Origin of the sequence: Azospirillum formosense (assembly GCF_013340925.1) — a bacterium.
Classification (GTDB): Bacteria; Pseudomonadota; Alphaproteobacteria; order Azospirillales; family Azospirillaceae; genus Azospirillum; species Azospirillum formosense.
Genome location: NZ_WHOR01000010.1, coordinates 16,493 through 31,297 on the forward strand (window position 1 = coordinate 16,493; position 14,805 = coordinate 31,297).

Consider the following 14,805-nt stretch of genomic DNA (forward strand, 5'->3'; position numbering starts at 1 on the left):
AGACTAAGCCTTTCGTCCCGGCAATCTTTGCCGGGCCCGGCCGTCCTCCAGGCAGAATTTGCCTGGAGAACAGCCCGTTACGGAAAATTTTATCTATTTTTGATTTGTTTTCTCTTTTGAACGGCTTTCGAACAAAAGGACTGTCGTGCTCCCGACAGGCGCGCATGCGGCGGCGTCACACCACGCGGTCCGGCGCCGCCGCACCGGCGAAGACGGCGTCCAGATTGTCGAGCGCCCTGAAGCCCATGGCGTTGCGGGTTTCCACCGTGGCGCTGCCCAGATGCGGCAGCAGGAAGGCGTTCTCCAGCCCGCGGTAGCCGGGGTGCAGATTCGGCTCGTTCTCGAACACGTCCAGCCCCGCGGCGGCCAGCCGTCCGGAGGCCAGGGCGGCGATCAGGGCCTCGTCGTCGACGACCGAGCCGCGGGCGGTGTTGACCACGATGGCGCCCGGCGGCAGGCGCTCGATCCGCTCCGCTTTCAGCCAACGGGTGGTGTCCGGAGTCGCCGGAAAATGCAGAGACAGCACGTCGCAAACCGCCAGCATCTCTTCGGGATCGGCGTGGTAGACGGCGCCGGCCTCCTGCTCCGAGGGCAGGCGGCGCCGGTTGGAGTAGTGGATGGTCATGCCGAAGGCGCGCGCCCGCCGCGCCACCGCCTGCCCGATTCGGCCCATGCCCACGATGCCCAGCCGCTTTCCGCCGAGATGAGTGCCGAGAAGCTGGGTCGGCGTCCAGCCGGTCCAGGCGCCGGCGCGGATCATCCGTTCCCCCTCCGACGCGCGACGCGCCGCGCCGAGCATCAGCAGCAGCGCGATGTCGGCGGTCGCGTCGGTCAGCACGTCCGGGGTGTTGGTGACGATCAGGCCGCGGGCCTTGGCCGCGTTCAGGTCGATATGGTCGGTGCCGACGGAGAAGGTGGCGACGATCCGCACAGCGTCGGGCAGGGCCGCGATGGCCGCAGCGTCCAGCCGGTCCCCGGCGGTGCAGAGAACGCCCTCGGCGCCGGCCTCCCGCGCCAGGGCGGCGATGTCGGCGCCGGACAGCGCGCGGTCCTGCGGGTTCAGCCGAGCGTCGAAATCGCGCGCGGCGCGGGCCTCCACCGCGTCGGGCAGGCGTCGGGTCACCAGGAGGACGGGCCGTGACGCGGGGGTATCGCTGCGCATGTTTCTGTCCTCAGCCTTCCGTTTATTCGGGGGGTCGGGCCTTCCGCTCCGACGCCGAAACACCCATAATCCATCCGACGCTGCCAATCACCTGTGGATGTCGCTTTGCAGAACCGCCGCTCCGCCGCCCGCCTCGCCCTTTGCGCGACCTTCGGCGCGTTCCTGGTGTCCCTGACCGCTCTTCCCGCCGCCGGCCCGGCCCAGGCGGCGCCCGCCAACGCGGCGGGCGCGGCGGTGGGGGCCGCCGCCGGTGCCGCGGCGAACATCCTGCCTCACCGTGCCGTCTATAAGATGTCGCTGCTGTCCGCCCGCAACAGCTCCAAGGTCAGCGACGTGCGGGGCCGCATGCTGTTCGAATGGGCCGACGCCTGCGACGGCTGGACGACGGAGCAGCGCTTCCAGCTCCGCTTCGTCTACGCCGAGGGCGACGAGATGGCGATGACCACCAATTACACGACCTGGGAGGCCAAGGACGGCCAGCGCTACCGCTTCAACGTCCGCAAGCTGATCAACGGTGAGGAGGACGAGGAGGTGCGCGGCGACGCCCGGCTGGCCAAGGACGGCACCGGCACCGCCGCCTTCTCCAAGCCGGAGCCCCAGGACATGGAACTGCCCCCCGACACCATGTTCCCCACCGCCCACACCCTGGCGGTGCTCGACCATGCCAGCGCCGGCGACACCTTCTTCAACCGGGTCGTCTTCGACGGCGCCGATTCGGAGGGGGCGACCGAGGTGTCCACGGTCATCGGCACGGCGGTCCAGACCAAGGAGGATGGTGCCGATCCGCTGCTGAAGGGCAAGAAGGCGTGGCCGGTGCGCATGGCCTTCTTCCCGCTGAAAAGCGATTCGGCCCAGCCGGAGTACGAGATGAGCCTGCGCCTGCTTCAGAACGGCGTCGCCGAATCCATGCAGATCGACTACGGCGACTTCACCGTGAACGCCATTCTGGAGAAGGTGGAAGCGCTGCCGAAATCGGGTTGCTGACGGCCGGGCCAAAGGTCACAGCCCATGGCGCATTTCGTTACAAATCATTTTGCCATGTTTTGAGGAAGCTGGCCTAGACTGTGCATGGTGCGCGGCCACGCCGCCGCGGATTCGTGTCGCGCACCGACAGCAGGATGAGGGTTTTCCTATGGCCAAGAAGCAGGTTTTGGTGGGACAGGTGTTCCAGACCGTTGGGGCGACCAACGGGCGGTCCTGGCGCGTGCGGGAGACCGTGACCCTGTTCGGCATCCCGCATGCCCGCGTGGTCAGCACGGAGGACGAAGGCGACGCGAAGACGCTGAGCTGCCTCGTCCTGGTCGACTCCAATTATTATCGCATGATCGGATCGGCTCCCGCCGGCAACGTCGCGGCCTGACGCCTTCCGGTTTCGCCTTCCGGCTCCCAACAAGAAAGCCCCCCGTCCGCAAGGCCGGGGGGCTTTCTTGTTGGACCGCCCTTCCCTCCCCGCCGAAGCGGGAAAGGAAGGAAAATCCCGGACCGTCAGCTGGCGGCCTTCGGCGTCTCGGCGGCGACCTTCGGCTTCGGCAGGTCCAGCTTCAGGTGCAGTTCGCGCAGGCGCGCCTGATCCACCGGGGCCGGGGCCTGCATCAGCAGGTCTTCCGCGCGCTGGTTCAACGGGAAGGCGATGACCTCGCGGATGTTCGGCTCGTCGGCCAGCAGCATCACGATGCGGTCGATGCCCGGGGCCGAGCCGCCGTGCGGCGGGGCGCCCAGCTTGAAGGCGCTGAGCATGCCGCCGAAGCGGGCTTCCAACTCCTCCGGCGGGTAGCCGGCGATCTCGAACGCCTTGTACATCAGCTCCGGCAGATGGTTCCGGATGGCGCCCGAGGACAGCTCCACGCCGTTGCAGACGATGTCGTACTGGTACGCCTTGATGTCCAGCGGGTTCATCGTGTTCAGCGCCTCCAGGCCGCCCTGCGGCATGGAGAAGGGGTTGTGGCTGAAGACGACCTTGTTGGTTTCCTCGTCCAGCTCGTACATCGGGAAGTCGACGATCCAGCAGAAGCGGAAGGCGTTCTTCTTGATCAGGTCCAGCTCCTCGCCGATCTTCGTGCGGGCGAAGCCGGCCAGCTTGGCCGCCGGGCCGGGCTGGTCGCAGACGAAGAAGACCGCGTCGCCGTCCTCCACGCCCGCCGCCGTGCGCAGCTCCGCCTGAGCGGCCTCCGGCACGAACTTGGCGATCGGGCCCTTGCCGCCCGCCGCCTCGAAGATGATGTAGCCGAGACCCGGAGCGCCCAGACCGCGCGCCCAGTCGTTCAGCTTGTCGAAGAAGCTGCGCGGCTTGTCGGACACCTTCGGGGCGCGGATGGCGCGGACCACGCCGCCCTTCTCCAGCGTCTGCTTGAAGGCGCGGAACTCCACGTCGTCGCGCTTGAAGACGGCGGTGACGTCGGTGATCTCCAGCGGATTGCGCAGGTCCGGCTTGTCGTTGCCGTACTTCAGCATCGACTCCGCGAAGGAGATGCGGCGGAAGGGCGGCTTGTCGATGGCCGGCGGCGTCTCGCGGCGGAAGCCGCCGAACTCGTCGAAGATGCCGTGCAGCACCGGCTCGATGGCGGCGAACACGTCCTCCTGGGTGACGAAGGACATCTCGAAGTCGAGCTGGTAGAACTCGCCCGGGCTGCGGTCGGCGCGGGCGTCCTCGTCGCGGAAGCAGGGGGCGATCTGGAAGTAGCGGTCGAACCCGGCGACCATCAGCAGCTGCTTGAACTGCTGCGGCGCCTGGGGCAGCGCGTAGAACTTGCCCGGATGGTTGCGGCTCGGCACCAGATAGTCGCGCGCACCCTCCGGCGAGGAGGCGGTCAGGATCGGCGTCTGGAACTCGGTGAAGCCCTGGTCGATCATGCGGCGGCGCGCCGACGCGATGACTCGCGAGCGCAGCAGGATGTTCTCGTGGATGCGCTCGCGGCGCAGATCCAGGAAGCGGTAGCGCAGGCGCACGTCCTCGCCGGCGTCGGTGTCCTGGTTGACCTGAAGCGGGATCTGCTCCGCCTCGCCCTGCACCGTCAGCTCGGCGATCTGCACCTCGATGCGGCCGGTCGGCAGGCGGTCGTTGATGGTCTCCGCCGTGCGCTTGACCACCTTGCCGGTCACGGTGATGACCGATTCCAGCTTCAGCCGCTCCGCCGCCTGGAAGGCCGGGTTGGAGGTATCGACCACGCACTGCGTCAGGCCGTAATGGTCGCGCAGGTCGATGAACAGAAGCTGTCCATGGTCGCGCTTGCGGTTGATCCAGCCCGACAGGCGGACAATCTGACCGGCGTTCTCTTCGCGAAGCTGGCCGCAGGTGTGCGTGCGGTAGGGGTGCATGGGTCGAAACACCTTGGAAAAGGTCGGAATCCTGCGCGGAAAGGCGGCCCGACACACCACACCGACCGCGCGGGAATGTCAAGTCGCCATCCGCGTCCGCTGCACGCTGGGAGAGTTGCCGAAGGGCGAGCTTTCGCGCGGTCGCGCGCTCGTGTATGAAGCCCGCATGACACTCATCACGACCACCGAAGACCTTGACGCCTTCTGCCGCTCGCTGGCCGGGGTGGACTACATCACCGTCGACACCGAATTCCTGCGCGAGAAGACCTATTGGCCGCAGCTCTGCCTCGTGCAGGTCGGCGGGCCGAACGGCGCGGTCGCCATCGACCCGCTGGCCGAGGGCATCGACCTTGCGCCGCTGTTCCGCGTGATGGTGGACCCGGCCATCCTCAAGGTGTTCCACGCCGCCCGGCAGGACGTGGAAATCTTCTGGCACCTGTCCGGCCAGATCCCCCACCCGCTGTTCGACACCCAGGTCGCCGCCATGGTCTGCGGCTTCGGCGAGAGCGTGGGGTACGAGACGCTGGTCACCAAGCTGGCCGGGGCGCGCATCGACAAGTCCAGCCGCTTCACCGACTGGTCGCAGCGCCCGCTGACCGAGCGGCAGCTGACCTACGCCCTGTCCGACGTGATCCACCTGCGCCCGGCCTATGAGAAGCTGAAGCGCCGCCTCGTCCGCTCCGGCCGCGCCCATTGGCTGGAGGAGGAGATGGCCGTCCTGACCGACCCGGCCACCTATCAGGCGGACCCGGACAGCTCCTGGCTGCGGCTGAAGGTGCGGACCAACAAGCCGCGCTTCATGGCCGTGCTGAAGGAGCTGGCGGCGTGGCGGGAGCGCGAGGCGCAGCGCCGCGACCTGCCCCGCTCCCGCGTGCTGCGGGACGAGGCGCTGCTGGAAATCGCCGCCCACGCCCCGACCAGCGTGGACGACCTCGCCCGCACGCGCGGCATGGGCCGCGGCTTCGCGGAAGGCCGCCAGGGCGCCGAGGTGCTGGCCTGCGTTCAGAAGGGGCTGGACCTGCCGGACTCCGAACTGCCGCGCGTCGAACCGCGGGAGGAGCCGCCGCCTGGACTGCAACCCATAGTTGAATTGCTGCGTGTTCTCCTGAAGATGAAGTGCGAAGAGAACAACGTGGCGTCCAAGCTGATCGCCTCCGCCGCCGATCTGGAGGCCATCGCCGCGGACGACGAGGCCCAGGTGCCCGCGATGCAGGGCTGGCGCCGGGAATTGTTCGGCGAAGACGCGCTGGCGCTGAAGCATGGCCGCATCGGGCTGGCGGTGCTCGACCGCCGTGTCCGAATCGTTCCGGCCGGCAATGGAGAGGGGTCGTAAACGGCCCTATCCAGAATCGTTCCAGAGCGGCGCAAGAGTCGGTCCGGGACGTTACAGGTTCGATCAGCATCGCGACGTTTAGCCAAAATTATGAAACATTTCATCGCAATTAACAGCGCTTTAAGGCATTGTTAAAAAAGGTCAGGGCTAATAAGTCACGGGCTCCGTATCCATGCCGTGTATCGGCTCGGTTTGGTTCGCGGATGGAATTCTCGCCTACAAGGTGCGCACACGCCCTATGCGCACACCCGGGGGATTTCGCGTATGAGCAGGTTCGGCGGCAAACCACCCATGGGACGCGACCGCGTCCGCCTCTCCACGACGGAGAAGCAGGCCGCCGTCGCCGCCGCGAAGGACCAGAAGCCCGAATTTGACAACGACAAGCTGCTGAATCTTCTCCGCTCCGCAAAATCTGAATTGCAGGGTATGCGGCTGATCCACATGCACCTGTCGCTGCTGCGGGACAAGGACCCCTCCAGCCAGATGATCGTCCGCACGATCATCCAGGAACTGGCGAGCAAGGCCTCCTATCTGCAATCCTTCAATATTTCCAACGGCGACGTCATCATCCTCTACAAGGGGCTGAAGCTGACCGGAGTCACCGACGTCTGCCAGAAGGTCGAGCAGATCTTCCTGGCGAAAACGACGCTGACCGGAGCGAATCCCTACAAGGAATTCTCGCTCTACTCGATCATGGAACTGGCGTTGAACTTCATCAACGTCATCCGTTTCATCGAGGAATTGCAGGCCAACGAGACCGGCGATCATTCCAACGAGACGAAGCCGCCGATCACGCTGGAGGAGATGGCGAAGCTCGAACGCTCCATGCAGATGTTCGACCTGTCGCCCTTCCTGTTCAACCAGGCCATCGCCAACATCGGCCGCAACGCCGAAGAGGACATGGCCTATTTCGAACTCTACATCTCGATCAAGCTGCTTCAGGAACGGCTCTGCCCGGACTACGACATCACGGCCAACAAGTGGCTGTTCAACTATTTCACGGCCAACCTCGACCAGTCGGTGCTGCGGGCGCTGAACCACGGCCTCAGCTTCATGCGGGGCCGGCGCATCGGCATCAACATCAATCTGTCCACGGTCATCTCCACCGGCTTCGTGAAGTTCGACGAGCGGCTTCCGCTCGATTTCCGCGGGCAGGTGGTGCTTGAGATCTCCAAGGGCGACCTGATCGAGAATCTGTCGCTGTTCAACGAGGTCGTGGAATTCGCCCAGGACCGCCGCTACCAGATCGCGGTGGATGGGCTGAACCCCTTCTGGGTGACGAACTTCGATCTGGAGTACCTGAACGCCGACTACGCGAAGATCTTCTGGTCCAACGACATGCTGGAGATGGACCCGACCTTCGAGAAGTACTTCATGGAGCGCATCCAGGAGCAGGACCGCTGCAAGTTCATCCTGGCGCGCTGCGACAGCGTGTCGAGCCTGGTCTATGCCCACAAGGTCGGCATCACCATGGTGCAGGGCCGCGCCGTGGACAACATCCTTCGCAAGGGCGTGAGCGTCCGCGAGGCCATCGCCCACGCCAAGGTGGCGTGAAAGCCTTTGCAGTTTGATCCCCTCTCCCGCCCCGGGAGAGGGTGCCTGCGAAGCAGGCGGGTGAGGGTCGTGCGAGAATCAAGGCACTGATCCTTGAGGGCACCCTCACCCTCCCACCGCTTCGCGGCGGGTCCCTCCCTCTCCCGGGACGGGAGAGGGGTAAAAACCTCTACTCCGCCGCCTGGGGCCTAGCCGGGGGCATGATCTCGCCCTTGCGGTTCAGCGCCTTCGCCAGCGCGTCCAGGCGCCGCTGCACCGTCTCGCCGGCCGGCACGCTGAAATCGTCCGGCAGGGTCAGCACCAGCCGCTCCCCCGACACCTTCAGCGCCGTGCGCTGCAGCAGCGCCGTGGCCCCGCCGGTCAGCGTATGGGCCAGTCGCAGCGCCAGCCCCAGAACCAGCGCCTTGCGCGCCTGGGCATCGCTGAGCAGCGCCCGCGGCCCCGCGGTGACCGCGTTGGGCGTTCCCGGCCCGTCGATGGACCCGGCGTAGCGGGCGTAGACGGCCAGCGCCAGGAAGGCCCGCTCGTCGTGGTCGATGCCGGGGAACGGGTAGCGCAGGATGCGCAGGCAGGCGTGCTCCGCCCGGTAATCGGGATGCTCGGCCCAGCCCACGTCGCTCAACAGGCAGGCGGCCTGCCGCAGCCGCAGGGCCGCGTCGTCCTCCCCGGCGAAGAGATTGCCGGTCCAGGACACCAGAAGAGCCGGGTCGCCAATGCGGACGAAGCGCTGCGCCCAATCCTCCACCGCGGCGATCAGCGGGTCCTGCCGCTGCGCCTCGGAATCGAGCAGCGCGTACAGATGCCCTTCCCTCAGCCCGAAGGCCGAGAACACCACGCTGGACGGCTGGACCATCCGCAGCAGCCGCTCGAACACCAGCGCCGCGTAGGGCAGCGTGTCGATCCGGCGACGGGAGCCGGACATTTTCTCCAGCGAGGACCGGCTCTGCTTGGCGATCAGCCCGGCGAAGTCCCGTGCCTCGGCGAAGGGCACCGTGTAATGGTGGATGATGTGCAGCGGGTGCTTCACATGCTCCATGTGCAGCTTGGCCAGGGCCCGCCAGCCGCCGCCGACCGGGAAGAAGGGTTTGCCGCGCATCTGGGCCAGCCAGTCCAGCTTCTCCAGATGCTGGTCGATGGCGCGGACCAGCCCGTTCGGCTTGGCCGGGTTCAGCTCCATCAGGCGCAACGGCCCCAGCGGCATCGTCAGATGCTCGCCGATCACGCCGCGCTCCAGCCGCACCAGCTCCAGGCTGCCGCCGCCGAGGTCGCCGACCAGCCCGTCCGCGGCGGGGGTGCCGGACAGCACGCCCATGGCGGACAGCCGCGCCTCCTCCTCGCCGCTGATGACGCTGACGTCGAGGCCGGTGCGGTCCTTCACCCGCTGGATGAAGGCCGGCCCGTCCGTGGCGTCGCGCACCGCCGCCGTGGCGATGACGTCCAGCCGCCCGACGCGCATGCCGGCGACCAGCAGGGCGAAGCGTTCCAGGGCCTCCAGGCCCTGGATCACGCCGTCCGGGTTCAGGCAGCCGGTCTTCTCGACCCCGCGGCCGAGCCCGCACAGGACCTTCTCGTTGAAGACCGGCAGGGGCGACCGTTTCAGAGCGTCATAGACGACGAGCCGGATCGAGTTGGACCCGATGTCGATGACGGCGATCCGCTCGCCCCTATCGACCTTGGGGTCGACCTTGCTGGCAACCGTGTGTTCCTGCGCCGGCGTCATAAGCAACCGATGTCCTCAATCAGATGACCGTACGCAGCTTCAACCGCGGCGGCGTCTTTTTGCTGCTGAGCGCACTGCCGCGCCCCGACAGGCTGGGGTTCGTCATGAAGTAGTTATGGGCGCTGAACGCGTCCGGACCAGCCTCCACCCGATGATAAACGCCATCGGGGCCGAGTTTCCAGGTGTTCGCCTCGTCCTTCAGGTTGGCGACCATGATCTGGTCCAGCACCTGCTCGTGCACCGTCGGGTTCTCGATGGGCACCAGCGTCTCGATGCGGCGGTCCAGGTTGCGCGTCATCCAGTCGGCGGAGGAGATGTAGAGCTTGGCTTGCGGGCTGGGCAGCGCGTGGCCGTTGGCGAAGCAGATGACGCGCCCATGCTCCAGAAAGCGCCCGACGATGCTGCGCACCCGGATGTTCTCGGACAGGCCCTTGACGCCGGGGCGCAGGCAGCAGATGCCGCGGATCACCATGTCGATCTGCACGCCCTTCTGCGACGCCTTGTAGAGCTGGTCGATGATCTCCGAATCGACCAGCGAATTCAGCTTCACCCAGATGTGGGCGGGCTTGCCGGCGGCGGCGTTGGCGACCTCCGCGTCGATCAGCTGGCCCAGCTTCTGGCGCAGCGTGATCGGGGCGATGGCGATCTTCTCCAACAGCTTCGGCGTGGCGTAGCCGGTCATGTAGTTGAACATCACCGCCGCGTCGTGGCAGAGCGCCGGATCGCAGGTGAAGAAGGACAGGTCGGTGTAGACCTTCGCCGTGATCGGGTGGTAGTTGCCCGTCCCGAAATGCACGTAGCTGCGCAGCGCCTTGTTCTCGCGCCGCACCACCAGCGACACCTTGGCGTGCGTCTTCAGATCGACGAAACCGTAGACGACCTGGGCGCCGGCGCGCTCGAGATCGCGCGCCCAGCGGATGTTGGCCTCCTCGTCGAAACGGGCCTTCAGCTCGACCAGGGCGGTCACCGACTTGCCGGCCTCCGCCGCCTCGATCAGCGCGGCGACGATCGGGCTGTCCTTGCTGGTGCGGTAGAGCGTCTGCTTGATGGCGACCACCTGCGGGTCGCGCGCCGCCTGCCGGATGAACTGCACCACCACGTCGAAGCTTTCGTACGGATGGTGGACGACGATGTCCTTGTCGCGGATGGCCGCGAAGCAGTCGCCGCCGAAGTCGCGGATGCGCTCCGGGAAGCGGGCGTTGAAGGGGCGGAAGACCAGATCGGGCCGCTCGTCGACGATGAGCTGGCGGGTGTCCGACAGGCCGATCAGCCCGTCCAGGATGAACACGTCGTCGTTCGAGACGCGCAGCTCGTGGCGCAGGAACTCGCGCAGGTCGGCGGCCATGCCGGCGTCGGTGGCCAGCCGGATGACGCTGCCGCGGCGGCGGCGCTTCAGCGCGCTTTCGAAGGTGCGGACCAGATCCTCCGCCTCCTCCTCGATCTCCATCTCGCTGTCGCGCAGCACGCGGAAGACGCCGTGGGCCTTGACCTGGAACGGCGGGAACAGCCGGTCGATGAACAGCATCACCAGCTTTTCCAGCTGGATGAAGCGGATCTCCGAGCCCGGCAGGCGGATGAAGCGGTCGAGCTGCGCCGGCAGCGGCACCAGCGCGTCGAGATGCCGCCCCTTCACCGGCTCGTGCAGTTGCAGCGCCAGCGAGAAACCCAGGTTGGGCAGGAAGGGGAACGGGTGCGCCGGGTCCACGGCAATGGGGGTCAGGATGGGGAAGATGTCGTCGAGGAACTTGGCCTCCAGCCAGTCCTTCTCCCCCTCGGTCAGGTCCTCGGCACCGACCACCATGATGCCGGCCTCGCGCAGGTCCTGCTTCAGGCTGCGCCACATGGTCTGCTGCGCGTTCATCAGCTCGACGATGCGCTGGTTCACCGCGGTGAGCTGCTGGGCCGGGGTCAGGTTCTCGGCGCTGGGGGTCTTCACCCCCGCGGCCACCTGCCCCTTCAGGCCGGCGACGCGGACCATGTAGAACTCGTCGAGGTTGCTGGACGAAATCGACAGGAACCTCAGCCGCTCGAGCAGCGGGTGGTTCGGGTTGGACGCCTCATCCAGGACGCGCTGGTTGAAGGCCAGCCACGACAGTTCGCGGTTGATGAAGCGCTCCGGCGCGTCCGCTTCGATGCAGGTCGCTTCCAAGTCCTGAAGTTCGGTCACAGCAGCCTCGGGCTTTTGCGTGATGGGTGGTGCCGCTACAGTCCGGTCGGGCCGAACCGCCCCGCCGCGGTCGACGGGCCTGGCAACCTACCCCAACTACGTTACGGTTTTGGGTCAGACAGCATAATACTGCCGCCACGATAATACCGCTGCGAAAACAGTCGCACCCCCGGCGCATCCCGCCGGACCGCGATCCGGACAGGAAGGGACCGCCTCGATGAAGACCCTGTATCTCATGCGCCACGGCAAGTCCGCGTGGGACGATCCTTCCCTGGACGATCACGACCGCCCGCTGGCGCCGCGGGGCAGGAAGGCGGCCCGGCTGGTCGGCCACGAACTGAAGGACCGCGGCGCACGCATCGGGATGGTGCTGTGCTCCACCGCCCGGCGCGCGGCGGACACCGCCGACCGTCTTCTGGAGGTGATGGACGCGCCGGACATCCCCGTGGAGCGCGAGCGCGGCCTTTACCTGTGCGGGGCGCGCGTCCTTCTGGAACGGCTGCGCGACGCGCCGGATTCCGTGTCGTCGCTGATGCTGGTCGCCCACAACCCGGACCTCCACGACCTTGCCCGCGAACTGACCGGCAGCGGCGACGAGCGGCACCGTGAGGCGTTGGCGGAGAAGTTTCCGACCGCTGCCTGCGCCGTAATTCTGTTCGAAGCGGCCCGCTGGGCCGACCTGGACAGCGGGGCGGGACGGCTGGCCGATTTCATCCTGCCGCGGAAACTCTCTTAACGCCCTTAGGCCAAATGGGGTATTTCAACCCCGAACAGAGCAGGCCCGGAACCGAGCAGGAGTCGCCCCCGTGTCTTCCGCGCCCCAGAACAACGCCCCCTCCGGCGCACCCGCCACGGTGTCCGCCGTGCGCGAGGTGGAGATGAAGCTCCATCTCGACCCGCGCGACCTACCCCGCGTTGCGGAACTGCCCGCGCTGAAGGAGAAGGCGGAGGGCGCGCCGGCCGTCCGCGACCTGCGCACCGTCTATTACGACACGCCGGACCGCCGCCTGTTCCTGGGGGGCGTGGCCCTGCGGGTGCGGCAGGACGGCGACCGCTTCGTGCAGACGCTGAAGACCATCAACGCCGCCACCCCCGGCGATTCGGCGGCTGTGGCCATCCGCAAGAAATGGGACTGGACCATCCCCACGGCCGCCCCCGACATGACGCCTTTCGACGCCGAGGGCGTGGCTGCCCTGGTGCCGGAGGACGCACGTGGGGCGCTGGTGCCGCTGTTCACCACCGAGTTCCGGCGCACCACCCTGCTCGTCCGCCCGGACGCCCTGACCTCCATCGAGGTGGCGGTGGACGATGGCCAGATCACCGCCGGCAACGCCTGCGCCCGAATCAGCGAGGTGGAGCTTGAGCTGAAATCGGGCCGCATCGGCCGCCTGTTCGACCTCGCGCTGGCGCTCCAGCGCCGCGTGCCGGTTCGCATCGGGACCGAGAGCAAGGCGGAGATCGGCGACCGCCTCGTCACCGGGCGCCTGCCCGCCCCCACCCTGCCGGATCCGCTGGGCCTCACCCCGGTCACCACGGTGGCCGAAGCCTTCCGCCACATCCTGCGGCACGGTCTGCGGCTGCTGCTCGCCAACGAAGCCTGCGCGTTGGCCGGCGGCGATGTGGAGGGGCTGCACCAGATGCGCGTGGCGCTGCGCCGACTTCGCACCGCCATCCGCCTGTTCCGCCCCTTGGCCGGGGTGCCGGACGCCTGCCGCGCCGGGAATGACATCCGCTGGTTCTCCCGCCAGCTCGGCCCGGCGCGCGATTGGGACGTGCTGCTGTCCCATGGAATCGCCCCCTTCGCGGCGACGGGAAAGGCCCCCGCCGAGGGGATCGCCGCGCTGACCGCCGCGGTTCGGGAAGCCCGGCGGGCGCCCGCGCTGGCGGCGGTGGAGGCGATCCAATCGCCGCGCTGCACCGGGCTGATCCTGACGCTCGGCGCCTGGCTGGAAGACGGGGCGTGGCAGTCCGGCGCCGCGCCGGAGGTCCGCGCCCAACTCGACCACCCGATGGCCGAGCTGTCCGGCCCCTGGCTGGCCGCCCAGCACGCCAAAGCCTTGAAGGCGGGGGCGTTGAAGGCGGGCCGCGACCTGGACGGTGCCGACGCCGCGACGCGCGACCGGCTGCGCCGCCGCCTGCGCAAGCTGCGCCACACGGCTGAGTTCTTCCGCGGCCTCTACGCCGAAACCGCAACGGTGCCCTTCATCGCCGCGCTGGACACCCTGTTGGGTGCTCTGGACGCCGAGCACGACGCCGCGGTGGCCGGCGATCTTCTGCGCGGCCTGTCGGCGGACCGGCCGGAGCAGCGCCCCGCCGCCGAAGCGACCGCCCGCTGGCTCACCAAGCAGGCCGACAAGCGACGCAAAGCGCTGCCGGGGCTGTGGAAGGCGTATCGCGATGGACCGGTGTTCTGGTGACGGTCTGGCCTCACCCTAACCCTCCCCCGCTCTCGGCGGACCGAAGGTCCGCCTGCCGCGTCAGCGCAAACTTCGTTTGCGCGAGAGCTTCGCAGGGGAAGGGATGGACGCCGCTTCGCAGACGTGCGTGGACAGCGCCACCCCTGGATGGCGGCTAATTACACGGCCATCGAGACGCCGGCGACCATGTTGCGCAGCCACAGGTGCGCGGGATCGCCGCTGCGCCGTTCATGCCAAACCTGGACAAAGGGAAATGGCGGTATCGGAAACGGCGGCTCGAAGACGGCGACGGCCGGATCATGCTCATGGAGCGCAAGGGCTTTCCGGGCCACGGTCAGAACAAGGTCCGTCCCTTGGATCAACCGTGGCGCATTTCCCCAATGCGGCAGCGTGACGGCGATGCGGCGTGCGTGGCCGATCGCGCGCAAGGCCGTGTCGATTTCGGTGCTGGATTGGTCCTTCATCGCAACGAGAACATGCGGCCGGGCGAGGTAGGCGCCGATATCCAGACGGTCGCGCCCTCCCAGACTCTTCCGATCCGCCAGACAAGCGAAGCGCTCGACGAAAAGCTGCTCTGAGTCGATCCGTTCGGGACGATCGGGAAACACGCCAATTGCCAGATCGCAGTCCCCGTCCAACACCTGCCGAAGCATCGCTTCACGGTTCGATTGGGTTATCACCACGTCGACTCCCGGCGCTTCGAGGCGCAGCATCTTCAGCAGGCCGGGGAGGACAACAGCGGAGCCGTAATCCGACATCGCAAGGCGAAACGTTCGTTTTTCCTTGGCCGGGTCGAAGCCGCCCGGTCCCAGAACCTCCCGCACCTGTCGCAAGGCTTCGCTCAGCGCCGGAGCAATTTCAAGCGCCCTTGCGCTCAGAACCAGTTGCCCGTCGCGGCGTATCAACAGGGGGTCATCGAACAGATGCCGCAGACGCCCGAGCGCATGGCTAACCGCCGGCTGGCTCATATTCAGTCGGGATGCCGTGCGCGACACATGCCGCTCGGCCAGCAGAGCATCGAGGATCACCAGCAGGTTGAGGTCGATGCCGCGAAGAGTATTCGTGTCGTGCATTCTTGAGATATCATATCAGAATTTCCATCCATGAAACGAATGCGGCATCGGGTGATGCATGGAG

At 67.2% G+C, this 14,805-nt stretch carries 11 protein-coding genes; 6 read left to right on the forward strand and 5 right to left on the reverse strand.

Annotation, left to right across the window (positions count from 1 at the left end; translation table 11 throughout):
* Positions 1-175 precede the first annotated feature (175 nt).
* Positions 176-1,162 carry a 2-hydroxyacid dehydrogenase gene (locus GBZ26_RS02695; protein WP_174437484.1) on the reverse strand — a complete coding sequence of 329 codons (987 nt, stop codon included), beginning with the start codon at positions 1,160-1,162 and terminating at the stop codon, positions 176-178.
* A gap of 105 nt (positions 1,163-1,267) precedes the next feature.
* Between GBZ26_RS02695 and GBZ26_RS02700 the strand changes: the two genes are divergently transcribed.
* Complete coding sequence (locus tag GBZ26_RS02700) at positions 1,268-2,146, forward strand: cell envelope integrity EipB family protein (protein WP_211104546.1); 879 nt, start codon at positions 1,268-1,270, stop codon at positions 2,144-2,146.
* A 148-nt stretch (positions 2,147-2,294) separates the two neighbouring features.
* A complete protein-coding gene (locus tag GBZ26_RS02705) occupies positions 2,295-2,522 on the forward strand; it encodes a hypothetical protein (RefSeq protein ID WP_094303312.1) in 228 nt (75 codons plus the stop codon).
* Between the two features lie 125 nt (positions 2,523-2,647).
* On the opposite strand, the gene aspS is transcribed toward GBZ26_RS02705, so the two are convergent.
* Positions 2,648-4,477, reverse strand: coding sequence for an aspartate--tRNA ligase (gene aspS / locus GBZ26_RS02710; RefSeq protein ID WP_174437486.1), 1,830 nt, complete (start codon positions 4,475-4,477; stop codon positions 2,648-2,650).
* Between the two features lie 166 nt (positions 4,478-4,643).
* Here aspS and rnd point away from each other — a divergent pair, with 166 nt between their 5' ends.
* Both rnd and GBZ26_RS02720 read left to right on the forward strand, forming a co-directional pair.
* Complete coding sequence (gene rnd / locus GBZ26_RS02715) at positions 4,644-5,810, forward strand: ribonuclease D (RefSeq protein ID WP_174437487.1); 1,167 nt, start codon at positions 4,644-4,646, stop codon at positions 5,808-5,810.
* A 264-nt stretch (positions 5,811-6,074) separates the two neighbouring features.
* Entirely contained in the window at positions 6,075-7,364 is a 1,290-nt protein-coding gene (locus GBZ26_RS02720) for a hypothetical protein (RefSeq protein WP_040134396.1), read from the forward strand.
* Positions 7,365-7,533: 169 nt separating this feature from the next.
* On the opposite strand, the gene GBZ26_RS02725 is transcribed toward GBZ26_RS02720, so the two are convergent.
* Both GBZ26_RS02725 and GBZ26_RS02730 read right to left on the reverse strand, forming a co-directional pair.
* Positions 7,534-9,084, reverse strand: coding sequence for a Ppx/GppA family phosphatase (locus GBZ26_RS02725; protein ID WP_174437488.1), 1,551 nt, complete (start codon positions 9,082-9,084; stop codon positions 7,534-7,536).
* A gap of 19 nt (positions 9,085-9,103) precedes the next feature.
* Positions 9,104-11,251, reverse strand: a complete 2,148-nt coding sequence (locus GBZ26_RS02730; protein WP_145672487.1) for an RNA degradosome polyphosphate kinase — start codon at positions 11,249-11,251, stop codon at positions 9,104-9,106.
* A gap of 217 nt (positions 11,252-11,468) precedes the next feature.
* On the opposite strand from GBZ26_RS02730, the gene GBZ26_RS02735 reads away from it, so the two are divergent.
* Both GBZ26_RS02735 and GBZ26_RS02740 read left to right on the forward strand, forming a co-directional pair.
* Entirely contained in the window at positions 11,469-11,987 is a 519-nt protein-coding gene (locus GBZ26_RS02735; RefSeq protein ID WP_174437489.1) for a SixA phosphatase family protein, read from the forward strand.
* 70 nt (positions 11,988-12,057) lie between these two features.
* Positions 12,058-13,668 carry a CHAD domain-containing protein gene (locus tag GBZ26_RS02740; protein WP_174437490.1) on the forward strand — a complete coding sequence of 537 codons (1,611 nt, stop codon included), beginning with the start codon at positions 12,058-12,060 and terminating at the stop codon, positions 13,666-13,668.
* Between the two features lie 158 nt (positions 13,669-13,826).
* Here the strand turns inward: GBZ26_RS02740 and GBZ26_RS02745 are convergent, their stop codons facing one another.
* Complete coding sequence (locus GBZ26_RS02745) at positions 13,827-14,741, reverse strand: LysR substrate-binding domain-containing protein (protein ID WP_174437491.1); 915 nt, start codon at positions 14,739-14,741, stop codon at positions 13,827-13,829.
* Between the last annotated feature and the right edge of the window lie 64 nt (positions 14,742-14,805).